Origin of the sequence: Christiangramia sabulilitoris (assembly GCF_007050985.1) — a bacterium.
GTDB classification, from domain to species: domain Bacteria; phylum Bacteroidota; class Bacteroidia; order Flavobacteriales; family Flavobacteriaceae; genus Christiangramia; species Christiangramia sabulilitoris.
In genome coordinates this window covers 313898-337727 of the sequence record NZ_VHSF01000001.1, presented here as the reverse complement: position 1 = coordinate 337727, position 23830 = coordinate 313898, and the positions used below count along the sequence as shown (strand labels likewise).

Genomic DNA, 23830 nt, shown 5'->3' with positions numbered 1-23830 from the left:
AAAAAAAGCGGGAAATTAATCCCGCTTTTAAAATCTGACTATAGAGATTCTTATAGATTGATATTTAGCTTAGCATAATAGTAAGCTCCGCCAAATCCCATTTGCACTGCATCCCAGTATCCGCCGGCTTCTGTCCAGTCATCCTGCTGATCTGGGTATACATTGAACAGGTTGTTACTACCAACATTTAACCTTAGTGACTCATTTAGTTTAAATCCAAGATTAAGGTCGGTTACAATTTTTGCATCATAAACATCTGAAGCAGCTGCCACCTGGTTGGCCAAACTTCCATAATCTGCCACATCTTCAAACATCTGGAAATCCAAGAGGGTAATCTCGCTAAACCTGGTAAGTCCCAGGGCGGCATCAAACCAATCCAGATCGTATAGAATATTCAGGGTTAATTTGCTATCTGGTGCTGAGGCCAGTAAGAATGCTTTATCTCTTTCTCCAAAGAATGTTTGCTCGTTAAGACTCCCATTTTTCACATCGGTAATGGTCATATCGTTAAGGTTACCAATAAAGCTGGTGGTAAGTTTTCCTTCACCTAGCTCTAACTGGTGGGAAAGAACAATATCAAGACCCAGGGTTTCTGTATCTGCTCCGTTGGCAAAGAATTGTGCTGCCTCTACATTATCGATTTGGGGTGCATCAAAGTTTCCGGTTAGGACGATACGGTCCTGTACATTGATATAGTATCCATCCACGGTAGCGGTGAATTTTCCAAAATTGGCGGTAAACCCAAGAGAGGCATTAAATGCAGTTTCTTCCTGCAGCGGACCAATCCCGAAGGAGGCAGTTACCGGACTATTATTAGGCGATAAAAGTGATTCCAGCGCTTCTCCGCCTACAAAATTGGTAAACTTTAAGTTGTAATAAATCTGTGCCAGTGATGGAGCTCTGAATCCTGTACTTACAGAACCTCTTAGGTTAATATTGTCTGTAGCTTTTAACCTGGCGGCTAATTTACCATTTAGCGTACTTCCAAAATCTGAATAGTTCTCAAACCTGGCGGCGGCCGCTAATAAAAATGATTCTGTAAATTCAAATTCTCCATCCGCATATAAAGAGACATTAGACCTGCTTCGATCAACTTCATTGTCCGGACCATAGCCGGGGAATCCTTGTGAACCTCCCGGTCTGGTATCTCCGGTGATAGGATCTATTGGTTGCTGCTGTGTGTCTGGATTTATAATTGGCCTCCCATCTACATCATAGGTAGCGTACGAGCCTTCCTCACCAGCAAAAATTTCAAAGTTCTCTGTTCTGTATTCCGCACCAAAAGCAAAATTCACTCCCTCCAGAAGGTCGTCGTAATATTTGGAGAAATCCAGGTTTATTACATTCTGACTAAGGTTATGCCCTCCGGCATCGAAATCTGTAGGAGAGATCTCCCCTAGGGACGCATTGATCGTTCCTTTAATATAATAATGAAACAAGTTCTTTCCCCAGGTGTTGCTAAGATCGATATTCCACCCATTTTCAGTAGTAGTTCTGAAACCTGCGGCTATAGAATTATCTGTTATAATAGAAGTGATCCTTGGTGTGAAACCATTCGGATAAACGCTTACCACGTTTCTGGCGGTAGGATTATTCCGGGTAAAGGCAAAAGCATCAGTATCCCGGTAATTTCTTCCTCCAAAGGCATAAAACTCTGTATTTTCAGAAATAGGAATGGCCAGATTCCCCATAAGGTTTACGCCTTCAATAGAGGCTTCGCCAAACCCACGTCTAAAATCAAAGCCTGGGCGTAAAGTCTTGTTTTTGTTGAGGTATTCTACGGTGAAATTGGCAAAACCTTCTTCGGCAATTTCGAATCCATAATTAGCTGCGACTTTTACAGAGCCTCCATCAAAATTCTGATCATCGCCAATGGCGTTTCCGTCACGATCTGTATCAAGCCTGTTGCCATCTGTGTTAGGCGTGCCCTCCGGGAAATCACCCTCAGCATTGGTATTGTAAAAACCGTAATTTACATTACCAGTAAATTCCTCTACATTGTCTTTAAGTACAATATTAATAACTCCCGCTATGGCATCTGAACCATATTGAGCAGATGCACCATCTCGTAGGATCTCTATCCGTTTAATAGATGCTGCCGGGATAGCATTCAAATCTGTACCTGTATTTCCCCGGCCTCGCGTACCAAAAATATTGATAAGGGAAGACTGGTGTCTTCTTTTTCCATTTATCAAAACAAGGGTTTGATCTGGTCCCAGTCCTCTCAGGGAAGCAGGGTCAATATGGTCTGCTCCATCTGAACCGGATTGTTTATTGGCATTAAAAGAAGGTGCGGCATATTGTAATAATTCGTTGATCTCGATCTTACCGGTTTGAGTATTTACCTCACTAACATCGATGACATCAACGGCAACCGGAGTATCTGTAGCGGTTCTTTTAGGACTTCTGGAGCCAACTAACTGGACTTCACCCAGTGAAACCCCATCTGCCAGAGATACATCTACCTGCGACCGCCCGTCTACGGCTACTTCTTTCTCTTCAAAACCAACAAAGCTGAAAACAAGCGTAGCATCTGCGGGTACTTCAATGGAGTATTTCCCATCAAAATCTGTAGCGGTTCCATTGTCAGTCCCTTTTTCATAAACGTTAACCCCGGGTAAGGGAGTTCCGGAATTATCTGTTACCACCCCCGTTACTTCCTGCGCCAGAAGCATCAACGGTAATGAAAACATAGTGATAAATAATATGATTTTTTTCATCTCCATAAAGATTTAGTTAATAGTTTAAACTAAAATATATTAAAAACATAGAGTTTAGGATAATTGTATTTAATATTTGTTAAAATGTTTTAAACAATTTGATTGAGAGAATTTCGGTTTGCACCCATAATACCGTAATACAGAGTGCCGGGAGGCCTCTTCTAAAGTAGAAAACTAATGATGTAATACTCTTAGATATTAACTATCTTTGCAGCCGCAAAAACAAAGCATCAAAATAACATTATATGAAAGCTGGAATCGTAGGTCTTCCTAATGTAGGTAAATCAACACTTTTTAACTGTTTGAGTAATGCCAAGGCTCAAAGTGCAAACTTTCCTTTCTGTACCATAGAACCAAATATTGGAGTTGTAAATGTGCCAGATCCCCGGTTGCTGAAGTTAGAAGAGCTGGTAAACCCCGAACGAGTAATGCCTGCCACTGTGGAGATCGTGGATATTGCAGGTCTTGTAAAAGGAGCGAGTAAAGGTGAAGGTCTTGGAAACCAGTTTTTAGGGAACATCAGGGAAACTGATGCTATCCTTCATGTTTTACGATGTTTTGAGAACGACAATATTGTACATGTGGATGGTTCTATAGATCCCATCAGGGATAAGGAAACCATCGATATGGAACTTCAGCTTAAAGATCTTGAAACAGCTGAAAAGAAGCTTGATAAAGTAAAGAGAGCTGCGAAAACGGGAAATAAAGAGGCCCAGAAGGAAGAAGCTGCCCTTTTAAAGGTAAAGGCAGGCCTGGAAGCCGGAATTTCTGTGAGGGCAATTGAGCTAACCGAAGAAGAAAGAAATGAATTTATAGTTCCTTTACAATTCATTACAGACAAGCCGGTAATGTATGTGTGTAATGTAGATGAAGGTGCCGCCGTAGAAGGAAATGCGCACGTGGAAAGAGTTAGAGAGGCTGTAAAAGATGAAAATGCTGAGGTACTCGTACTGGCTGTAGGTACAGAAGCAGATATTACTGAACTTGAGGATTTTGAGGAAAGACAGATGTTTCTTCAGGATATTGGATTGGACGAACCCGGTTCTGCGAAGCTAATTCGTGGCGCCTATGAATTACTTGATCTGCAAACCTATTTTACGGCCGGAGTAAAAGAGGTTAGAGCCTGGACCATCCCTGTTGGCGCATCTGCTCCACAGGCCGCTGGAGTAATCCATACCGATTTTGAAAAAGGATTTATCAGGGCAGAAGTGATCAATTATGATGATTATGTAAGCTATGGCAGTGAAGCTAAAGTAAAGGAAGCCGGAAAAATGCGGGTAGAAGGGAAGGATTATATCGTCAAGGATGGTGATGTTATGCATTTCCGTTTCAACGTTTAAATATCTATTTTAATTCTACATAGGTTTTAATTTATTTCTGGTTTTCAGGTAATTGCCTGATGGTTGCTCTTAATTAACATTTCTTCTAAAATCTTTGTTAATTACTTTAGGCTGGAACTGTTTCAGTTTTTTAGCTATTGCCTTATATTTAGGCCATAACTCCATGACTACTTATGAGCGAGAATACTAAATATACCGAAGATAATATTCGGTCATTAGACTGGAAAGAGCATATCCGTATGCGTCCCGGGATGTATATAGGGAAGCTGGGAGATGGTTCCAGTCAGGACGATGGGATCTATATTCTTTTAAAAGAGGTTATAGATAACAGTATTGATGAATTCGTAATGGGTGCAGGGAAGACCATTGAGATCTCTGTGCAGAATCAAAGGGTTATTGTACGCGACTTTGGTAGGGGTATACCTCTAGGGAAAGTAGTGGACGTTGTGTCTAAAATGAATACCGGTGGTAAATACGATACCAGGGCGTTCAAAAAGTCTGTAGGTCTAAATGGTGTTGGTACTAAAGCCGTAAATGCACTTTCTTCTTATTTTCGTGTGGAATCTTCCAGGGACTCCAAAAGTCATGCTGCAGAATTCGAACAGGGCGAGTTAAAAAATGAAGAACATCTGGAAGAGACTTCCCGCAGAAGAGGAACCAAGATTACATTTATTCCCGATGAGGTCATTTTCAAGAATTACAAGTTCAGGAATGAATACATCGAAAAGATGCTTAAAAATTATGTGTATCTCAACCCGGGATTAACCATAGTTTTTAACGGTGAAAAATTTTATTCTGAAAACGGCCTGAAAGATCTACTTGGCGATAGTATTCATGTAGATGATATGCTTTATCCAATTGTGCACCTTAAAGGTGAGGATATAGAAGTAGCTATCACCCATAGTAAATCCCAGTATAGTGAAGAGTACCATTCTTTTGTAAACGGACAAAATACCTCTCAGGGTGGGACACACCTGGCCGCATTCAGGGAAGCAGTAGTGAAAACCATAAGAGAATTCTACGGGAAGAATTACGAAGCCAGTGATATTAGGAAATCTATTGTTGCGGCTATCAGTATAAAAGTAATGGAACCGGTTTTTGAAAGTCAGACCAAGACCAAGCTGGGTTCTACAGATATGGGAGGCAAATTGCCAACGGTAAGAACCTATATCAATGATTTTGTCAAAAGGCATCTTGACAACTACCTGCATAAGAATACCGAAACAGCTGAAAATCTTCAGCGCAAGATTCTTCAGGCAGAAAGAGAGCGAAAAGATCTTTCGGGTATAAGAAAACTGGCTAAAGACAGGGCGAAAAAAGCCAGTCTTCATAATAAAAAATTAAGGGATTGTCGTGTGCATCTAGGCGATAGTAAGCACGAGCGATGTTTGGAAACAACCTTGTTTATCACTGAGGGTGATTCTGCGAGTGGTTCTATTACCAAAAGTAGAGATGTAGTTACCCAGGCCGTTTTCAGCCTTAAGGGTAAACCATTGAATAGTTACGGTCTTTCCAAAAAGATCGTATACGAAAATGAAGAATTTAATCTGCTTCAGGCTGCGCTGAATATTGAGGAATCTTTAGAAGATCTTAGGTATCATAATATCGTGATCGCGACTGATGCCGATGTGGATGGAATGCATATTCGTCTTTTATTGATCACCTTTTTCCTGCAGTTCTTCCCTGAACTTATTAAGGAAAATCACCTTTATATTCTGCAAACGCCATTATTCCGTGTTCGTAACAAAAAAGAGACTATTTATTGTTACAGCGAAATGGAACGTAAGCAGGCGATGGAGAAACTATCAGGCAAACCTGAGATCACCCGATTTAAGGGGTTAGGTGAAATTTCTCCAGATGAATTTGTTCACTTTATCGGTGAAGATATACGCCTGGATCCTGTTATGCTGGATAAGGACAAGTCTATAGAAGAAATGCTAAGTTTCTATATGGGTAAGAATACACCAGACCGTCAGGAATTTATTATTGATAACCTAAAAGTTGAATTAGACCTGGTGGAAGACCTTGGAATATGAGATTTACCAATAGAAATGAGGTCAAGATAATACCATCCATTTATATTGTTCTGGTAGCGGTATTTGTGACCAACGTATTTGTGAATGTCGAGATCATGGCTTCCAGCTCTGAGCAGGAGATTGGGTTTAGTCATTTTATTCCGAATATCGTCACTTTATTATTGGGCTTATATGTGCACAGGATTGGCCAGGCCTTTGATTTTGACAGCGATGGAGAAACCTTGAACTTCAAGAACAACGGGGTCTTTTTTTCCAAGTTCATGGAATACCGGGTTAAGAAGGCTGAATTTCCAAAGCGAAAACTGGGAAAGTTCAAATTCGTGGATATTGGTATTTATTCGGCTTTGACTATCTACATTAGTTCTAAAAGAAAACGAGGTTATAGAAAATATACTTTTAATACCACATTTTTAACCAATAAAAAGAAGAAGGGAATGGTGGACTCTTTGCGAAAAGTATTGGAAACCACTCCTAAACCTACTGCCTAATGGAAGAAAACCAAGAAGGAACTCAGGAAGAGCAGTTCGAAAATAAAGAAGAACTTATAAAGGTAACCGGCATGTATAAAGACTGGTTCCTGGATTATGCTTCATACGTGATCCTGGAACGGGCGGTACCTGCGATCGAAGACGGCTTTAAGCCTGTACAGCGCCGGATCATGCATTCTATGAAAGATCTTGATGACGGCCGATATAATAAAGTTGCAAATATCGTAGGTCATACCATGCAGTATCACCCACATGGGGATGCCAGTATTGGTGATGCCATGGTCCAGATTGGCCAAAAGGATATTCTTATAGATACCCAGGGAAACTGGGGTAATATCCTTACCGGTGACCGGGCGGCTGCCCCTCGTTATATCGAGGCAAGGCTTTCTAAATTCGCCTTGGAAGTTCTTTTTAGTCCTAAACTTACAGAATGGCAGTTATCATATGACGGTAGAAAAAAAGAGCCGGTAAACCTGCCGGTAAAATTCCCTATGCTTCTGGCCCAGGGAGCCGAAGGGATCGCGGTAGGATTGAGTACCAGGTTTCTTCCGCATAATTTTAATGAACTTATAGATGCTTCAATTCAGCATTTAAGAGGTAAAAGTTTTAAGATTTTTCCTGATTTTCCTACCGGGGGAATCGCCGATGTTTCTAATTATAATGACGGGAAACGGGGTGGACGTGTAAGAATCAGAGCTAAGATTAATCAGCTGGATAAAAATACCCTGGTGATCAATGAGATCCCGTATGGTACAAATACTTCCACGCTTATAGATTCTATTCTTAAGGCCAATGAAAAAGGAAAGATCAAGATCAAAAAGATCGAGGATAACACCGCGGCAGAAGTAGAGATATTAATTCATTTGCCAAATAATATTTCACCAGATAAAACTATCGATGCCCTGTACGCTTTCACTCAGTGTGAAAATTCCCTGGCGCCACTTGGTTGTGTAATTATAGATCATAAGCCAATCTTCCTTGGGGTATCTGAGGTACTTCGAAGATCTACAGATCATACCCTGCACCTTTTGAAGCGTGAATTGGAGATCAAACTGGATGAACTTGAAGAGCAATGGCATTTTGCTTCTCTGGAAAGGATATTTATTGAAAATCGTATTTACCGGGATATTGAAGAAGAAGAAACCTGGGATGGAGTGATACAGGCGATCGATAAAGGTTTAAAACCTCACACCAAACATCTGAAGAGGGCTGTTACCGAAGAAGATATTGTTAGGTTGACCGAAATTCGTATTAAAAGGATTTCAAAATTCGATATAGACAAGGCTCAGCAGAAAATTGATGCGTTGGAAGATGAGATCGCTCAGGTAAAACATCATCTTGATAATCTGGTAGATTTCGCAGTAGATTATTTTAAGAAACTGAAGAAAGATTATGGTAACGGAAAAGAGAGAAAAACTGAGCTAAGATTATTTGAAGATATTGAAGCCACTAAAGTGGTGATTCGAAATACAAAATTATACGTCAACCGTGCTGAAGGTTTTGTAGGTACAGCTTTGAAAAAGGATGAATATGTTACCGATTGTTCAGATATTGATGATGTGATCTGCTTTACCGCAGATGGTAAGATGATGGTAACCAAAGTTGATTCCAAAACCTTTATTGGTAAGGATATTATTCATGTCGCTATTTTCAAGAAAAAAGATAAGCGCACCATATATAATATGGTTTACCGGGATGGTAAAGCTGGTAACACTTATATAAAAAGATTCGCAGTAACCTCGGTAACACGAGATCGTGAATATGATCTAACCCAGGGTAAAAAGGATTCAAAAGTTCTTTACTTCTCTGCCAATCCAAATGGAGAAGCAGAAGTAATTACGGTTCTTTTACGTCAGGTAGGCAGTATCCGTAAAGTGAAATTCGACCTGGATTTCGCCGATGTACTCATTAAGGGTCGAAATGTTAAGGGGAATATCGCTACAAAATATTCAGTAAAAAGAATAGAATTAAAAGAAGAGGGTGTTTCTACTTTAAAACCTCGCAGGATCTGGTTCGATGATACCGTAAAAAGATTGAATGTTGATGAAAGGGGAGAATTGCTGGGAGAATTCAAGGGTGAAGACCGATTATTGATCATAACCCAGGATGGAATTGTAAAAACCATTAAACCAGAATTAACTACAAGATTTGACGACGAGATCATAGTCCTGGAGAAATGGTCCAGGAACAAACCTATATCTGCGATCTATTGGGAGCCTGAGAAAGAGCGTTATTATGTTAAGCGTTTTTTAATTGAGCATCCAGATAAAGAGGAGAAGTTTATTGCAGATCATGAAGAATCCTTCCTTGAGATGGTTTCCACAGATTACTATCCAATGGCAGAAATTGTTTATACGAAGCCTAAAGGAAAGGAACGAAAGGAAAATGAGGAAGTGAACCTGGCAGAATTTATTGCAGTTAAGGGAATTAAAGCCCTGGGTAACCAGCTAACTTCAGAAAAGGTGAATCAGATCAATTTACTGGATCCATTGCCTTATGAGGTGGAAGATGAAAATGATGGAGTAGAGAGTGAAACTGGATCTGAAGAGAAGTCTGAGGCTAATGGTGAAGAGAAAAAGAATGGGAAATTGAAGACCCCAGAAAAAAATCAGAATCAGGATGAGCAACCATCATTATTTGACGAGTAATGGGTTTATTTAAAGAGTTCAAAGAGTTTGCCGTTAAAGGCAACATGATAGATATGGCCGTAGGTATCATAATTGGTACGGCCTTTAACAAGGTAGTAGATGTACTTGTAAAACAGGTGATCATGCCACCGTTAAGCCTGCTCACAGACGGAATAAGTTATTCTGAGCGTAAGATTGTGCTTCGTGACGCAGTGGGCGAAAAAGGAACCGAAAATTTTTCAGAGGAAGTCTCTGTGGGTTATGGTTTACTTATCGAAACTTTTATAGATTTCCTGGTTATAGGTTTTGTGGTCTTTATTGTTGTAAAGTTCATGAACCGTTTTCGTAATAAAGCTCAGGATCCTAAGAATACGAAAGTGGTAACACCAAAGGATATAGAATTACTTTCCAGTCTTAATGACAAAATGGAAGAGCAGAATAAATTACTTCGCGAGCGCCAGAATTAATTCCCGCTTACTTTTCTAACTTTTCCTTTCTCTTTCCTGGGATTTCCAACCTGCCCGTATTCGAAGGTATATCCTTCCTTGCTGGTGGTAAGTATTTTTATATGGATTGGTTTCTCTTCGGCCATTCCATCTGGGTTGATATTCTTCAGGATATACTCGCAGTCATTGATCCACCGTACCGAAGAGGTATCGGTCTTGCCCATGAATTGCTCAATTTCTATACTATCGTTCCTTATAAAGCGGGAGGTTAACAGCTCACCGTTAATAAAACTCTCAAATTCGTAGGTTCCCGTTCTAAAATCTTCGCAATTTCTTTCCGGACTGAAGCACGAGAAGAATGGTAAAAGGCAGAAAAACGCAGCTAATTTCTTCATACCGCAAAATAATTCAATTTAAGCGGAATAATCAATTTTCAAAGGCTTCAAAACTTCCATCTTTATAAAATATTACGATCCTCTGTATCTGTTTTCCGGACTTTGCTGAAGGGAAATTTGAAATCTGATCCACAGGATTTTTCTGTACCTTTTTTTCAACTGGAGCAGAAGAGATGGGTTGATCTTCAATTTTGGGTGGAACAGTTTCAGGAACTGATTCTTTAGTTGCCGGAAATTTCCCTTTCCCATTTAACAGCCAGTACAATTCAACTTCCGGAAAATTCTTCACCACCTTCATTACAAAATCCAGACTTGGTTTATTTCTACCAGATAAAATATGAGAAATAGAAGATCGTCCAACTTCAATATTATCGGCGAATGCAGCGGCCGAAAGATCGTAATAATCAAGGATCTTGTTAAGCCTTGAAGCAAACTTTTCTGTGTTTACCATTGTAACAAAATTTGGTTGTGAACTCTATTTACAAATGTAAATAATATTTACAAAACAACAATATTACATTTGTAAACAATTAAAAATACATTGAATGTATGGTTTATGTAAAAACATATAATAATCTAAAAAAGAATCAGTTAAGTTCAATTTTGAATTAGATAGGATTATTTCCTAGGCCCTGTGTTTATTACGCGGACTGAATGTTTACAAATGTTTACAACTATAAATAAGAACGCTGTTTACATTTGTAAAATATACATTGTTTAGTTTTGTAAACATGAAAAATACAGCGCTTAAAAATCTTTATTCTGAAGACATATATTTCCGGGTAAAATTCAAGCAAGCAACCGGTAGATATATTACCAATAAGCACCTTGACGAGTTCAGGAAAAATTTGTCTGCGAAATTTGAAATCGAAGTTTTAGGAAGCTCCGTCCAGGATAAGCCTATTTCAATGATCAGATTTGGAGAAGGTAAAATCAAAGTTTTAGCCTGGTCTCAAATGCACGGCAATGAAGGAACAACCACCAAAGCAATATTTGATCTTTTAAATTCTTTCCAATTAATAGAAAATGATCCTTTAATAGATAAGGTGTTACAAGCTTGTAGCTTCTTTATAATTCCTGTACTTAATCCTGATGGTGCAGAAGCTTATACGCGCATTAACGCCAATAAAGTGGATCTCAACCGGGACATGCAGAATTTAAGTCAGCCGGAGAGCCGTATTTTGATGAGCTTATACAGGAGGATCCAGCCCGATTATTGTTTAAACCTGCATGATCAACGTACAATTTTCAGTGCCGGCGAAAAGCCTAAACCGGCGACCCTGTCGTTTCTTACGCCATCGAAGGATAAAGATCGCAGTATAGACCCGGCCCGGAAGATCAGTATGTCATTGATTGCCGGTATAGCGGCAGATCTGAAAAAGGATTTAAATGAAGGTATAGGCAGGTATGATGATGGATTCAATATAAATTGTGCCGGGGACACCTTCCAGAGTTTATCTACTCCCACATTATTGTTTGAGGCCGGTCACTTTCCCGGTGATTACGAAAGGGAAAAAACCCGAGAGTATGTATTTAGAGCGCTCTTATCCTGTTTATATCAAATAGCATCGGGAATTAAAACCTCAAATTATCAGGATTATTTTGAAATTCCTGAAAATCGGGAGATGTTTAATGATGTGATAATAAGGAATGCCTTACTGGAGGATCGTGGGAAATGTGATATCGCGATTCAGTTCAAAGAAATGTTGACCGGAGATAAGGTAGAATTTGTGCCGGAAGTAGAAAGTATAGCTGCGGAAATTTCAAAATTTGGACATCGGGAAATTGATGCAGAGGGCCAGGAGGTTCTTTTGCCTGAAAATGCCAGATTAAACGAAAACGTTGTAGTTAATAAAATTATCATAAATAGTACGGAATTAGAGGTTAAATACGTGTAATTGTCAAAAAAATTGACAATAATTCAACGATTTTGTATTAATTTTGAACTTCATTAAAAAAAGAAGTTGAAAATGGCCAAGTTTAAATTAGACGAAACAGATCACCAGATCCTCGATATGCTTATCGAAAATACCAGAACTCCGTTCACAGATATTGCCAAGAAATTGTTGATCTCTGCTGGTACTGTCCATGTTAGAGTAAAGAAAATGGAAGAGGCCGGGATTATCATTGGGTCGTCTTTAACCCTGGATTATAAAAAACTGGGATATGCTTTTATCGCGTATGTTGGTGTTTTTCTGAAAAATACTTCCCAGACTAAATTTGTACTTGAAAGGATCAATGAAATACCTTTTGTAACCGTGGCCCATGTAACTACCGGAAAATTCAATGTATTCTGTAAGATTAGAGCGAAAAATACCCAGCATGCTAAGGATATTATTTTCCAGTTAGATGACATTGAAGGTGTTTACAGAACAGAAACAATGATTTCTCTAGAGGAAAGTATTAACGATAAAAAGCGATTGATGCATTCTATCTTCCAGGAAATGTAAACAGTCCTAAACTTATATTAAAGGCCCTTTATACTGTTAAGTTTAAAGGGTTTTTTTATAAATTTAAACGAATAGCTAACCTAATAGTTTAATATGCACAGAGAACCGAGATTAGATAGATTTAATGATAACGTACTCGCGAAATACCAAGTTTATAACAGCATTTTCCTAACCTTACCTTACGACGAAATAAAGAAAACAGGCGCCTTACTGCCGTTGTTTCAGGAAATTTGCGAAGAGGGTTTTGAGCAAAATCACAATCCTACCGAAATTGTAGAGAAATTTTTTAATAAATATGGAGAGGATCCAACCGAAGATGAGAAAGTGGATCTGCTTTTCAGGTTCATACAGTATATAGAGCGACAGGTAGTACTATTCGATGCTATAGAAGACGCTTCATTTTCCATTGTAAATAATATGGACGGTAGAGGTACTTTAAGGAGTGTAAAAGAAGAGGCAGAGGCCAAGCAGAAAGTGGAAGAATTAAAGGAATATCTACGTAGATTCAAGGTAAGGCCTACACTTACCGCTCATCCTACGCAGTTTTACCCCGGGACTGTACTGGGGATTATTACAGATCTGGACAAGGCCATTCGAAATAATGATCTGGTGCGAATCAAACAATTATTAGCCCAGTTAGGAAAAACTCCTTTCTTTAAAAAGGAAAAGCCTACTCCGTATGACGAGGCGGTTAACCTCATATGGTATTTCGAAAATGTGTTTTATCAAAGTGCCAGCAAAATTCATAATTACATTCAGCAGAATATATTTGATGGAGAAGAAGTAGGGAACCAGGTTATAAACCTAGGCTTCTGGCCGGGTGGTGACCGTGACGGGAATCCTTTTGTAACTACAGAAATAACCCTGAGAGTGGCAAAAAGATTACGAAGAACAGTGCTTCTTAATTATTATCGTGATGTCCGTGAATTGAAACGTAGTCTGACCTTTCGTGAGGTACACGAATTGATGACCGAGATAGAAAGAGGTCTTTACGATTCAGCAATATCCCGTTCAGGGAATATTAAACTACCACTTGAAGATTTAAAGCATAAACTTTACAAAATCAGGGAGATAATAATTGAAAAACACCAGTCTTTATTCCTGGATGAAGTTGATGATATGATCAATAAGGTTAATTTATTCGGGTATCATTTTGCGACGCTGGATATTAGGCAGGATTCGAGTATTCACCAGGAAGTTCTGGACGAGGTCAAAGGTTTAAAACCAGATCTAATCCCGGGAAATTTTAATGAGCTGGATGATGAAAAGAAGATCGAAATCCTGAGTAATATAAATACTAAGGTAGATCCAGATGATTTTGAAGAAGGTATGGGTAAAGCTACTCTATCTTCCATTTATGCTATGCAGGAAATTCAGGAAAAGAGTGGGGAGCAGGGTGCTAACAGGTATATTATTAGCAATTGCGGTAGTGTACAGGAAGTTTTGCAGCCTTTCGCATTCATAAGGATGACGGGTTGGGAGAAACCGAGTGTAGATGTAGTACCACTTTTTGAAACCGTTCCAGATCTACAGGCAGCTCACACTGTGATGGAGAAGTTATATAATAACCCTGTTTATAAAGAACATTTAGAGCGAAGAAGTAATAAGCAGACCATTATGCTTGGATTTAGTGACGGTACTAAAGATGGTGGGTATTTGATGGCTAACTGGAGTATTTTCAAAGCTAAAGAAGCGCTAACCAAAGTATCCAGGGAATATGGCATTAAAGTGGTCTTTTTTGACGGTAGAGGAGGACCGCCGGCACGAGGTGGCGGGAAAACCCACCAGTTTTATGCCTCTTTAGGGCCTACTATAGAGAATGAAGAAATCCAGCTTACCGTGCAGGGTCAAACCATAAGTTCTAATTTTGGAACCAAGGATTCCTGTACTTATAACCTTGAACAATTATTAAGCTCAGGTGTTTCCAATGAGATCTTTAGTAACGGTAAAAACGAGCTTAAGGATGAAGACAGGCAAACGATGACCGAGCTGGCAGAGATTAGTTATGAAACCTACACTAATTTTAAAAAGCATCCCCGGTTTATTCCCTACCTTGAAAAAATGAGTACTTTAAAGTATTATGCTAAAACGAATATTGGAAGCAGGCCTTCCAAGCGAAACAAATCGGCCGAATTAAACCTCTCAGACCTGCGTGCCATTCCATTTGTAGGAAGCTGGAGCCAGTTGAAACAAAATGTCCCTGGATTTTTTGGAGTAGGTACGGCCATGGAAAAACTGGATAAGGACGGTAATTTCGATAAGGTTCAGCAATTATATAATAATTCAGAGTTTTTCAGAACTTTACTGGAAAATAGCATGATGAGCCTTACCAAGTCTTTCTTCCCACTTACGGCATATATGAAAGACGATGAAGAATTCGGCGAATTCTGGCAGCTGATCTATGAAGAGTTTGAAAGATCTAAAAAAATGTTGCTTAAGGTAACCGGATATAAAAAATTAATGCAGAATCAGCCCGCAGGTAAAGCTTCCATAGAGGCGCGAGAAAGAATAGTATTACCGCTGCTAACTATCCAGCAACATGCTCTACGCACTATTCAGGAGCTAAACAGACAGGGCTCAGGAGTAAATGAGAAGCTGGAGGTTTATGAGAAGATTGTTACCCGTTCTCTATATGGAAATATTAATGCAAGTAGAAATTCAGCTTAAATGAAGAAGTCTCAGTTAACCCATGGTGAATTTGGAGAATTTTACTCTGGATACATTAATAGAATAGATGCGGACGCCGAGTTAATTAATAGTCTGGAAAAAAATACAGAAGTTATGCTGGAGTTCTTCAAGGGCATTCCTTCAGAGAAATGGAACTACAGATACGAGCCTGAAAAATGGACAATATTGGATATGGTGCAGCATATCATTGATACAGAAAGGATCTTCCAGTTTCGGGCCTTATGTTTTGCTCGGAATGAACAAAAGTCCCTTCCCGGGTTTGACCATGATTTATATGTGCTGAATTCAGCCAGTGAAAATCGTTCGGTTCCAGATTTAATTGAAGAATTTGATACTGTACGAAGATCGGGGTTATATCTTTATAAAAGTTTTTCAGAGGATATGCTGAAAATGACTGGTAGCATGAATGATGTGAATGCATCCCCGAGAGCTATTGGATTTATTATGATTGGTCATGCCTTGCATCATAAAGAAATTATTAGCAACCGGTATCTTTAATGTTGAGACGACTCAAAATATTTCTGAAATTATTAAAGAAGGCCTATATCAGCTGGGAAAAGAATGGAGCGTATGCCAGAAGCGCAACTATTGCTTATTATGCACTATTTTCACTGCCTTCACTGTTAATTATCATCGTTAGTATAGCGGGCTATTTTTTTGGTCGTGAAGCAGTACAGGGGCGTCTCACCGGGGAAATTTCCCAATTCATTGGAGAGGATACCGCTAATGCCGTGGAATCGATGATAGAAAATGCAGCTCTCACCCAGGACTCTACATGGACGGTTATCTTTGGATTTTCAATGTTGATATTTGGTGCCACAGGAGTCTTTTTCCAACTTAAGATCGCCATGAACAACATTTGGAATGTGGCAGCTAAGAAAACGAATCTAATGCGGCTAATCCTAGATCGGGTTATCTCCCTGGGTATGGTTTTCGTGTTAGGATTGTTGCTATTAATTGCCATGGTAGTGTCTGCTCTTTTACATATAGTATCAGAAAAAGTCGAGAATTTCTTCCCGGATGTTACAGAATTTATGGTGGATATCGCAAATTACCTGCTATCTTTTCTCATTATCACCACTCTTTTTGCGGCGATCTTTAAATTACTTCCAGATATTAAGATAAGGATCAGAACCACTTATGTTGGCGCAGCATTAACGTCTGTACTTTTCCTGATTGGCGAATCATTGATCAGTTTTTATTTTGGACAAAGTTCACCCGGCTCTGTATATGGAGGTGCTTCTTCTGTAGTACTTATTTTGCTTTGGGTATATTTCACATGTCTGATCTTATTTTTTGGAGCAGAATTCACCGTTCAATATGCTTTGGTAACTAAAGAAAAGGTAGTCCCAAACAGATTTGGAGAGCCTGCAATTTACCAGGAAATGGAAAAACTGGAGCAGCGAAAAATGGAGATCGAAGATGAAAAGCAGATCCTGGATAAATTAAAATCACATCTCGATTTTAACGAAAAAGAAGAAAATAAGGATAATTAACCCTCGACTTAATAAAGCTTTAACTCTCAAACCCTCAGTTTTAATAGGCTCTTAATACATTTTCTTTACTTCATCTGGTATCTTTGGGTGAACTAAAAATTTAAAATTAATTATGGAAAAGAGAATTGCGATTTTGGCCACAAATGGATTTGAAGAGAGTGAATTGGTCTCTCCGAAAGAAGCAATGGAGAAAGAAGGATTTAAAGTTGATATTGTAAGTTTAGAAAAAGGAAAGATCAAGTCCTGGGACAAGGATAACTGGGGAACAGATTTTGACGTTGATTATAGCCTGGATGAAGTATCTGCCAAGGATTATAATGCATTAGTACTACCGGGCGGAGTGATTAATCCAGATAAATTAAGACGTGAAGAATCTGCTCTTATTTTCGTTAGAGATTTCTTTAAACAAAGTAAACCTGTGGCAGCTATTTGTCACGCAGCATGGACATTAATAAGTGCAGATGTTGTGAAGGGTAGAACCATGACCTCATTTAATTCTATTAGGAAAGATGTTGAAAATGCAGGAGCACTTTGGGTAGATGAAGAAGTGGTGGTTGATGAAGCCTTTGTAACCAGTAGAAATCCAGACGACCTTCCGGCATTTAATGCTAAGGTTATAGAAGAGATCAAAGAAGGTAAGCATGAATTACAGCATGCCTAAATTCAATAATTTGATATAAATTAAAAAGGAGCGCAAAATGCGCTCCTTTTTTATGATTGAAATTTTCTATTTTTCATCGTCTTCTTCCTCAACTTCTTCTGCCTTTTCTGGAATGTCTACAATTGGATCGTTAAATTCTGAATCATCATAATCGTCTTCATCAAAATTTGCCATGGTATTCTCTAGGCGGGTACTCACCTTTACCAGATATACCGTGTCATCGGTTCGTACTTCAACAGCATCTACAGTCTCGTTTTTCGCATTCTTGAATGAGATAACCTGGTCGTCATCATAGCCATCAGGATATTTCTCTACTAACAGCCCAAGAATTTCGGGAGTAAGTTTTTTATAATCTACGATTACCCTTTTCATATTGTAATTGGTTTATGCAAGTATAAATAAAAAATCAAGTTATATACAAAACATAATTCTTAATTATTTTAATTTTTAATGTATTAATAATCAATTGCTTAAATAATAATCAAATGCCTTATTAATAACCTCGTCTGGTACAATTATGTCAATGCAAGGCTCTCCGATATCTTTCAAAAGGACAAAATTGATATTACCACGTTCATTCTTTTTATCAAATTTCATCAGCTCCTTTATTTGTTCAATTTCTTCAATAGAAAAATCTTCCTTACCATACATTTCCTTGATCACTTTATTAATATGCTGAAGCTTAGACTCCGGAAAATTTTGAAGTTGAACTGAAATAAAAGTTTCAATGATCATTCCTGCCGCGATGGCCTCACCGTGCAATAATTTATTGCGTTGTTCATGTTTCAAACAATAAGATTCAATGGCGTGACCTATAGTATGCCCGTAATTAAGGGTTTTTCGTTGATTTTTCTCGAATGGATCCTGCTTTACTATGGTGGCTTTAATATTTACTGAGTCCTGGATGATGTCATCCAGATCTGAAAGATTCAACCCGGCTAGATTAGTTACTTTCTTCCAGTATTCTTCACTGGCGATCAATCCATGTTTGAGAATCTCTGCAAGTCCGCTTCTCATTTCCTGAGCTGACAGGGTTTCAAGAAAACTGGAGTCTATTATAACCATCTCAGGTTGGATAATGACCCCAATCTGATTTTTGAGATTGCCCAGGTCTACTCCGGTTTTACCTCCAACCGAAGCATCAACCATGGATAGCAGAGTAGTGGGGACATTTATAAATTGAATTCCCCTTTTAAAGGTAGAGGCCACAAATCCGCCAAGGTCTGTAACCACCCCGCCACCAAGATTAATCACCAGGCTTTTGCGGTCTGCTCCCAGTTCTGAGAGTACATTCCATACTCCTTCACATGTTTGAAGATTTTTGAATTCTTCACCGGCTTCGATCTCAATTACTTCAGTCGAAATATCGTTAGATAATTTCTGGAGAAATTTTGAGAGACAGTACTCGTGAGTATTGCTGTCTACCAGGATAAAGATCATAGATGGTTTTTCTGAATCCAGAAAATCGTTCAGTTTTTTGAAGCCATTTTCAGCATAATATACCGGATTCAAAGAAGCCTGTAAATCGTTCATTTTATTAGGATTTATGCGGGGGAAATTAATTAGAATTTATGAATTAAATCAACTTCAATAATTATATTTGCTCGATTAATAGCGCATAATGATAAGAAAAAAGATATTCAATAATACTAAATCGGCTTTCAAATTAAAATCTAATACAGATCTTGACCGGGCGATATTCCTGTTTAGCATGATGAACCGCCCAACCCTTGTGAAAGCTGGTACAGCCCTCACTAAATTGTCACTCAAACTTCATCTTCCCGTAGAGACCCTGATCAAAAAAACCATTTTTGAGCAATTTTGTGGTGGAGTAACCGAGGAAGATTGTAAACCGGTGACCAGAGAGATGTACAATGAAAATTTACATAGTATTCTTGATTATTCTGTAGAAGGTAAGGAGACCGAAGAGGAGTTTGATGCAGCGATGCGCAAAAAGCTGAGTCTTATCGAATATGCCCAGGGCAAGGAAGAGATTCCCTTTGCCATGTTTAAGCCTACCGGAATAGGCAGGTTCGAAATATGGGAAAAGGTTAGTGAAAAGATCAATCTGAGTGAAGAAGAAAAAGCAGAGTGGGAGCGAATCAAGAAAAGGGTAGATACCTTATGCAGTAAAGCTTTCGAATTAAATGTAAGATTATATGCTGACGGGGAAGAGACCTGGATGCAAACTGCTGCTGATGATCTCATGGAAGAGATGATGAAAAAATACAATACTAAAGAAAAAGTATTGATTTATAATACCCTGCAATGTTACCGTTGGGATCGTTTAGATTATTTAAAAGGCTTGCATGAAAGAGCCAAAAAAGATGGTTTTAAGATTGGTGCTAAGATCGTTAGGGGAGCTTACATGGAAAAGGAAAATGCCCGCGCCAAGAAACTCGGCTATCCATCACCTATTTGCGAAAGCAAAGAAGCTACAGACGTAAATTTTAATAGTACCTTATCTTTTTGTTTGAATCATCTTGATAAGATTTCAGTATTTATTGGTACTCATAACGAAGTAAGTAGTTACCTGGGTCTTCAGATCATCGAGGATAAAGGTTTATCTATTGATGATGAACGCATCTGGTTCAGTCAGCTTTATGGTATGAGTGATCACATTAGCTACAATCTTGCCAAGAAAGGATATAATGCCGTAAAACTGGTGCCATTTGGTCCCGTGCGAGATGTGGTTCCTTATCTTTTGAGAAGGGCTCAGGAAAATACTTCTGTCAAAGGCCAGACCGGTCGTGAACTTTCACTTTTAAGGGAAGAAAAGAAAAGGCGAAAGGGAGATCCATCTACCAAACACCACCGGGAATAAAAAACGTATGCGCTTTTTAGCAAAATTTATCTTTTATAAAGTACTCGGGTGGAAGCTGGAAAGCAATTTTGATCCCGCTGTAAAAAAATGCGTGGTTATTGTAGCGCCTCATACCAGTTCCTTCGATTTTTTAATAGGCTTGCTGGTAAGAAAGATAATGCAGGTTCAATTCAATTTCGTAGGTAAAAAGGAATTATTTAAACCTCCCTTTGGCTGGTATTTCAAAATGGTTGGCGGTTCACCCATAGACCGTTCCGGGAACAGGAATAAAGTTGAAGCTATTGCCCAGATCTTTAATGAGAAGGAGGTGTTCAGGTTGGCCATGTCGCCGGAAGGCACGAGGCAGAAGACAGATAAGTGGAGAACCGGTTTTTACTATATTGCTCTCAAGGCAGGAGTTCCTATAACCAGGGTTTCCTTTGATTATGGTACCAAGAAAGTGAAAATCTCCGAAGCCTACTGGCCATCCGGAGATTTTGAAAAAGATTATACTGAAATTTTTAGTTATTATGATGGTGTTCAGGGTAAGATCCCTGAAAATTTCTGATCATTCTTCGGTTTCTTCAGAGGATTCCATGGTGTGATATACATTTTGTACATCATCATCTTCCTCCAGTTTTTCCAGTAATTTTTCCACATCTGCAGTTTGTTCTGCATTTAGACTTTTCGTTACCTGAGGGATTCTTTCAAATCCAGAAGAAATGATCTCGATCTCACGGTTTTCCAATTCCTTCTGAATGGCACCAAAGTATTCAAACGGCGCATAGATGTGAATTCCATCTTCATCTTTAAATACTTCTTCAGCCCCGAAATCTATTAATTCCAGTTCCAGTTCTTCGGGATCCAGTCCTTCAGCATTGATAGTGAAGTTGCAGGTATGATCAAACATAAACTCAACAGAACCCGAAGTTCCCAGGTTTCCGTCGCATTTATTAAAATGGGAGCGAATGTTTGCGACCGTCCTGTTATTATTATCTGTCGCGGTTTCTACCAATATTGCGATTCCGTGAGGTGCATACCCTTCAAACAACACGATCTTATAATCTCCCTGGGATTTATCTGAAGCCCGCTTAATCGCACGTTCAATATTATCCTTAGGCATATTGACGCTCTTGGCATTCTGTATTACCGCACGCAACTTGGCATTTGTTTCAGGATCTGGGCCACCTTCTTTAACAGCCATTACAATATCTTTACCAATCCTGGTAAATGCTTTGGCCATTGCAGACCAGCGTTTCATTTTACGTGCTTTTCGAAATTCGAATGCTCTTCCCATGGTAGATTAAAAATTAGGTTCGGGCAAAAATATAAAAAAAGCTCCTAATTTACATGGTAAAATCAGGAGCTATGGATTCATTCGGCTTTAATTAACCGGTAGATTCAATTATATCTTCGATAGTTCGTGCCAGTTTAAAATCTTTCTCCGTTACCCCATCTGCATCGTGAGTGGAAAGAGATATTTCCAGTTGATTATAGACATTCCCCCAATTGGGATGATGTTGCTGTGCTTCAGCTTCAAAGGCGATCCTGGTCATCACGGTAAAGGCCTCTTTAAAATTCTCAAATTGAAATGAAGTGTGAATTGCTCCTTTAGCATAAGTCCACCCATCAAAGTCATTTAGTTTATCATGAATCTCGTCTTCGGTTAGTTTTTTCATTGCTTTAAACTTTTTGGTTCTATCTAAAGTTAGAAATTAAGCACTGAAATGATAACCAATACTCCTTCTTTATTATAAGATTAACAGCTATTGCCTTGCTGAAGCCTCTACAACCTGACTTATCGTGATCTGAAGGTTCTTGGGAAGTTTGTTGTCTTTAGGTAATACGGCCAGAAACCGGTCATAATTGGAATCATATACATTCTTGAAGAGCGGATTTTCGTAACCTAATTCTTCACAAATGTCGGCGATAAAATCCCGTTGGTGAACCAGGTCTGTACTACCCAGGTGAAAAACTCCCTTACGGTTGCGGTTTATAATATAGTGTAGTTGTTGTGTCACCTTCAAAATCTCGGTAGCATTGATTACCACGTTGGGAAAAACTTCCAGTGGCTCTCCCAGGTCTATTATTGTTTTCAATTGTTTGACCCTGGGCGAAGAATTTCCAAATACCATGGGTAGTCTAACAATATTATAATTGTGATTGGGTAGTCTTAATAAGGCGTTTTCAATCTTTATTTTGAACCGGCCATACACACTCTGGCTTAAGGTTTTATCATATTCATAGGAAGGGAAGTTGGTAAATGCATCAAATACATTAGCCGAACTAATAAAGATCAATTTAGAGTTATACTTGAGAATATGATTAATAACCCCAAAATGGGTAATGATCTGCGCATCAAAATCCCCTCTTAAAGCAGATACAATGACATCAGGTCTTAGATTTTCCAGTAGGATCTCAATATTTTCAGTATCCATATCAAATTGATGGAACTGGTGATTCTGCTCAAAAAAATCATTTTCAGAATAGTAGGTGCCGTGAGTATCAAAATAGGAGCACAGCTCTTTATACAAGGCATTGCCTATAAATCCGCTGGCTCCTAAAATGAGTATACGTTTCAAATAGTTTTAGCCTTTGTAGAAGGGCAACTTCACCTGCGTTGCAGGAACTGTCTTTTTGCGTATCTGGATTAAGATCTTATTTCCAACACCTGCAATTTTAGTGGGTACATATCCCATCCCAATACCTTTTTCAAGGCTTGGGGACATAGTACCCGAAGTCACTATTCCAATTTTATTTCCCTCCTCGTTCACGATATCATACCCCTGACGCGGGATTCCTCTTTCATCCAGCTCAAAAGCGACTAATTTTCGCTTAGGTCCGTTCTCTTTCTGTTTTTTAAGTTCTTCGCTGTTTATAAAATCTTTAGTGAATTTAGTTATCCAGCCAAGGCCTGCCTCTATAGGTGAGGTAGTGTCATCAATATCATTGCCATAAAGACAATAACCCATCTCAAGTCTCAAAGTGTCTCTGGCAGCTAAACCAATCGGCTTTATACCGAAGTCTCTACCTGCTTTCATCACGGCATCCCAGATCTTTTCAGCATCCTCATTTTTGAAATATATTTCAAATCCGCCGCTGCCGGTATAGCCGGTTGCAGATACGATCACTTTATCAACCCCTGCAAATTCTCCTACTTCAAAGGTGTAGAATTTCATATTGGCCAGGTCAATACTGGTCAACGACTGCATTGCCTCTGCAGCCTTAGGTCCCTGGATAGCCAGTAAAGACATTTCGTCGCTCATATCTCGCATGGTAGCATCCATGGTATTATGATGCGATATCCAGTTCCAGTCTTTTTCTATATTAGAAGCGTTCACTACTAACAGGTACTTTTCAGCATTTATCCTGTATATAATAAGATCATCAACAATACCGCCATCTTCATTAGGCATACATGAATATTGTGCTTTCCCGTCCACTAACTTAGAGGCATCATTTGAACTGATCTTCTGAATAAGTTCTAAAGCATTTTCTCCAGAAATAAGAAATTCACCCATATGAGAAACATCAAATACACCTAGGTCTTTCCGAACCGTTTCATGTTCAATATTTACGCCCTCGTAAGATACAGGCATGTTGAAACCGGCGAAAGGAACCATTTTTGCGTTTAGTTCCTGATGCTTTTTAGATAGAGCTATTTCTTTCATTATCTTCAA

Annotated in this window: 22 protein-coding genes; 13 read left to right on the top strand and 9 right to left on the bottom strand. The window is 38.9% G+C overall.

All coding sequences use genetic code 11. The annotated features are described in order from the left end of the window. Nucleotides 1-50: 50 nt before the first annotated feature. The gene (locus tag FGM01_RS01490) at nt 51-2720 is read right to left on the bottom strand and encodes a TonB-dependent receptor (RefSeq protein WP_143409350.1); all 2670 of its coding nucleotides are present in this window, start codon (nt 2718-2720) and stop codon (nt 51-53) included. 245 nt (nt 2721-2965) lie between these two features. Here FGM01_RS01490 and ychF point away from each other — a divergent pair, with 245 nt between their 5' ends. The 5 genes from ychF to mscL all read left to right on the top strand — a co-directional run bounded on the left by ychF (nt 2966) and on the right by mscL (nt 9678). Beyond that, on the top strand, nt 2966-4060 hold the full coding sequence (gene ychF, locus FGM01_RS01485; protein WP_143409349.1) for a redox-regulated ATPase YchF: 1095 nt from the start codon (nt 2966-2968) through the stop codon (nt 4058-4060). 173 nt (nt 4061-4233) lie between these two features. Continuing rightward, a complete protein-coding gene (locus FGM01_RS01480; RefSeq protein ID WP_143409348.1) occupies nt 4234-6096 on the top strand; it encodes a DNA topoisomerase IV subunit B in 1863 nt (620 codons plus the stop codon). Further along, a complete protein-coding gene (locus FGM01_RS01475) occupies nt 6093-6584 on the top strand; it encodes a hypothetical protein (protein WP_143409347.1) in 492 nt (163 codons plus the stop codon). Before FGM01_RS01480 ends, FGM01_RS01475 begins: the two co-directional genes overlap by 4 nt. After that, complete coding sequence (locus FGM01_RS01470) at nt 6584-9232, top strand: DNA gyrase/topoisomerase IV subunit A (protein WP_143409346.1); 2649 nt, start codon at nt 6584-6586, stop codon at nt 9230-9232. Before FGM01_RS01475 ends, FGM01_RS01470 begins: the two co-directional genes overlap by 1 nt. After that, nucleotides 9232-9678, top strand: coding sequence for a large conductance mechanosensitive channel protein MscL (mscL, locus tag FGM01_RS01465; RefSeq protein WP_143409345.1), 447 nt, complete (start codon nt 9232-9234; stop codon nt 9676-9678). The genes FGM01_RS01470 and mscL overlap by 1 nt, the downstream gene beginning before the upstream one ends. Here mscL and FGM01_RS01460 read toward each other — a convergent pair. After that, complete coding sequence (locus tag FGM01_RS01460) at nt 9675-10052, bottom strand: DNA topoisomerase IV (RefSeq protein WP_143409344.1); 378 nt, start codon at nt 10050-10052, stop codon at nt 9675-9677. The two genes, mscL and FGM01_RS01460, sit on opposite strands and share 4 nt — an antisense overlap. A 31-nt stretch (nt 10053-10083) precedes the next feature. Further along, entirely contained in the window at nt 10084-10503 is a 420-nt protein-coding gene (locus FGM01_RS01455) for a helix-turn-helix domain-containing protein (RefSeq protein WP_143409343.1), read from the bottom strand. Between the two features lie 280 nt (nt 10504-10783). Here FGM01_RS01455 and FGM01_RS01450 point away from each other — a divergent pair, with 280 nt between their 5' ends. The 6 genes from FGM01_RS01450 (at nt 10784) to FGM01_RS01425 (ending at nt 17347) form a co-directional block, all read left to right on the top strand. Continuing rightward, the gene (locus FGM01_RS01450) at nt 10784-11950 is read left to right on the top strand and encodes a M14 family zinc carboxypeptidase (RefSeq protein WP_143409342.1); all 1167 of its coding nucleotides are present in this window, start codon (nt 10784-10786) and stop codon (nt 11948-11950) included. 72 nt (nt 11951-12022) lie between these two features. Then, nucleotides 12023-12502: an Lrp/AsnC family transcriptional regulator gene (locus FGM01_RS01445; RefSeq protein ID WP_143409341.1), complete on the top strand. Its 480-nt coding sequence runs from the start codon at nt 12023-12025 to the stop codon at nt 12500-12502. Nucleotides 12503-12595: 93 nt separating this feature from the next. Continuing rightward, nucleotides 12596-15169 (top strand): phosphoenolpyruvate carboxylase, encoded by a 2574-nt coding sequence (locus FGM01_RS01440; RefSeq protein ID WP_143409340.1) that lies wholly within the window; start codon nt 12596-12598, stop codon nt 15167-15169. Next, entirely contained in the window at nt 15170-15688 is a 519-nt protein-coding gene (locus FGM01_RS01435) for a DinB family protein (protein ID WP_143409339.1), read from the top strand. It abuts the gene before it with no gap. Beyond that, nucleotides 15688-16686 carry a YihY/virulence factor BrkB family protein gene (locus tag FGM01_RS01430; protein ID WP_143409338.1) on the top strand — a complete coding sequence of 333 codons (999 nt, stop codon included), beginning with the start codon at nt 15688-15690 and terminating at the stop codon, nt 16684-16686. Before FGM01_RS01435 ends, FGM01_RS01430 begins: the two co-directional genes overlap by 1 nt. A gap of 112 nt (nt 16687-16798) precedes the next feature. Further along, nucleotides 16799-17347, top strand: coding sequence for a type 1 glutamine amidotransferase domain-containing protein (locus FGM01_RS01425; RefSeq protein WP_143409337.1), 549 nt, complete (start codon nt 16799-16801; stop codon nt 17345-17347). A 66-nt stretch (nt 17348-17413) separates the two neighbouring features. Here the strand turns inward: FGM01_RS01425 and FGM01_RS01420 are convergent, their stop codons facing one another. Both FGM01_RS01420 and aroB read right to left on the bottom strand, forming a co-directional pair. Beyond that, nucleotides 17414-17719 carry a hypothetical protein gene (locus FGM01_RS01420; protein WP_143409336.1) on the bottom strand — a complete coding sequence of 102 codons (306 nt, stop codon included), beginning with the start codon at nt 17717-17719 and terminating at the stop codon, nt 17414-17416. A gap of 90 nt (nt 17720-17809) precedes the next feature. After that, nucleotides 17810-18880: a 3-dehydroquinate synthase gene (gene aroB, locus FGM01_RS01415; protein WP_143409335.1), complete on the bottom strand. Its 1071-nt coding sequence runs from the start codon at nt 18878-18880 to the stop codon at nt 17810-17812. Nucleotides 18881-18968: 88 nt separating this feature from the next. On the opposite strand from aroB, the gene FGM01_RS01410 reads away from it, so the two are divergent. Then, nucleotides 18969-20171 carry a proline dehydrogenase family protein gene (locus FGM01_RS01410; protein ID WP_143409334.1) on the top strand — a complete coding sequence of 401 codons (1203 nt, stop codon included), beginning with the start codon at nt 18969-18971 and terminating at the stop codon, nt 20169-20171. Nucleotides 20172-20178: 7 nt separating this feature from the next. Further along, on the top strand, nt 20179-20718 hold the full coding sequence (locus FGM01_RS01405; RefSeq protein WP_143409333.1) for a 1-acyl-sn-glycerol-3-phosphate acyltransferase: 540 nt from the start codon (nt 20179-20181) through the stop codon (nt 20716-20718). Here FGM01_RS01405 and FGM01_RS01400 read toward each other — a convergent pair whose 3' ends face one another. The 4 genes from FGM01_RS01400 to gcvT all read right to left on the bottom strand — a co-directional run bounded on the left by FGM01_RS01400 (nt 20719) and on the right by gcvT (nt 23821). Then, nucleotides 20719-21447 carry a YebC/PmpR family DNA-binding transcriptional regulator gene (locus FGM01_RS01400; protein WP_143409332.1) on the bottom strand — a complete coding sequence of 243 codons (729 nt, stop codon included), beginning with the start codon at nt 21445-21447 and terminating at the stop codon, nt 20719-20721. It abuts the gene before it with no gap. A gap of 91 nt (nt 21448-21538) precedes the next feature. Then, nucleotides 21539-21829, bottom strand: coding sequence for a 4a-hydroxytetrahydrobiopterin dehydratase (locus FGM01_RS01395; RefSeq protein WP_143409331.1), 291 nt, complete (start codon nt 21827-21829; stop codon nt 21539-21541). A gap of 87 nt (nt 21830-21916) precedes the next feature. Further along, nucleotides 21917-22732 (bottom strand): sugar nucleotide-binding protein, encoded by an 816-nt coding sequence (locus FGM01_RS01390; RefSeq protein ID WP_143409330.1) that lies wholly within the window; start codon nt 22730-22732, stop codon nt 21917-21919. A 6-nt stretch (nt 22733-22738) separates the two neighbouring features. Continuing rightward, nucleotides 22739-23821 (bottom strand): glycine cleavage system aminomethyltransferase GcvT, encoded by a 1083-nt coding sequence (gene gcvT / locus FGM01_RS01385; protein WP_143409329.1) that lies wholly within the window; start codon nt 23819-23821, stop codon nt 22739-22741. Nucleotides 23822-23830 lie beyond the last annotated feature (9 nt).

Bases quoted from the DNA above. Each gene is read 5' to 3' on its own strand.
- FGM01_RS01490 (WP_143409350.1), bottom strand. From the start codon at position 2,720: ATGAAAAAAATCATATTATTTATCACTATGTTTTCATTACCGTTGATG.
- ychF (WP_143409349.1), top strand. From the start codon at position 2,966: ATGAAAGCTGGAATCGTAGGTCTTCCTAATGTAGGTAAATCAACACTT.
- FGM01_RS01480 (WP_143409348.1), top strand. From the start codon at position 4,234: ATGAGCGAGAATACTAAATATACCGAAGATAATATTCGGTCATTAGAC.
- FGM01_RS01475 (WP_143409347.1), top strand. From the start codon at position 6,093: ATGAGATTTACCAATAGAAATGAGGTCAAGATAATACCATCCATTTAT.
- FGM01_RS01470 (WP_143409346.1), top strand. From the start codon at position 6,584: ATGGAAGAAAACCAAGAAGGAACTCAGGAAGAGCAGTTCGAAAATAAA.
- mscL (WP_143409345.1), top strand. From the start codon at position 9,232: ATGGGTTTATTTAAAGAGTTCAAAGAGTTTGCCGTTAAAGGCAACATG.
- FGM01_RS01460 (WP_143409344.1), bottom strand. From the start codon at position 10,052: ATGAAGAAATTAGCTGCGTTTTTCTGCCTTTTACCATTCTTCTCGTGC.
- FGM01_RS01455 (WP_143409343.1), bottom strand. From the start codon at position 10,503: ATGGTAAACACAGAAAAGTTTGCTTCAAGGCTTAACAAGATCCTTGAT.
- FGM01_RS01450 (WP_143409342.1), top strand. From the start codon at position 10,784: ATGAAAAATACAGCGCTTAAAAATCTTTATTCTGAAGACATATATTTC.
- FGM01_RS01445 (WP_143409341.1), top strand. From the start codon at position 12,023: ATGGCCAAGTTTAAATTAGACGAAACAGATCACCAGATCCTCGATATG.
- FGM01_RS01440 (WP_143409340.1), top strand. From the start codon at position 12,596: ATGCACAGAGAACCGAGATTAGATAGATTTAATGATAACGTACTCGCG.
- FGM01_RS01435 (WP_143409339.1), top strand. From the start codon at position 15,170: ATGAAGAAGTCTCAGTTAACCCATGGTGAATTTGGAGAATTTTACTCT.
- FGM01_RS01430 (WP_143409338.1), top strand. From the start codon at position 15,688: ATGTTGAGACGACTCAAAATATTTCTGAAATTATTAAAGAAGGCCTAT.
- FGM01_RS01425 (WP_143409337.1), top strand. From the start codon at position 16,799: ATGGAAAAGAGAATTGCGATTTTGGCCACAAATGGATTTGAAGAGAGT.
- FGM01_RS01420 (WP_143409336.1), bottom strand. From the start codon at position 17,719: ATGAAAAGGGTAATCGTAGATTATAAAAAACTTACTCCCGAAATTCTT.
- aroB (WP_143409335.1), bottom strand. From the start codon at position 18,880: ATGAACGATTTACAGGCTTCTTTGAATCCGGTATATTATGCTGAAAAT.
- FGM01_RS01410 (WP_143409334.1), top strand. From the start codon at position 18,969: ATGATAAGAAAAAAGATATTCAATAATACTAAATCGGCTTTCAAATTA.
- FGM01_RS01405 (WP_143409333.1), top strand. From the start codon at position 20,179: ATGCGCTTTTTAGCAAAATTTATCTTTTATAAAGTACTCGGGTGGAAG.
- FGM01_RS01400 (WP_143409332.1), bottom strand. From the start codon at position 21,447: ATGGGAAGAGCATTCGAATTTCGAAAAGCACGTAAAATGAAACGCTGG.
- FGM01_RS01395 (WP_143409331.1), bottom strand. From the start codon at position 21,829: ATGAAAAAACTAACCGAAGACGAGATTCATGATAAACTAAATGACTTT.
- gcvT (WP_143409329.1), bottom strand. From the start codon at position 23,821: ATGAAAGAAATAGCTCTATCTAAAAAGCATCAGGAACTAAACGCAAAA.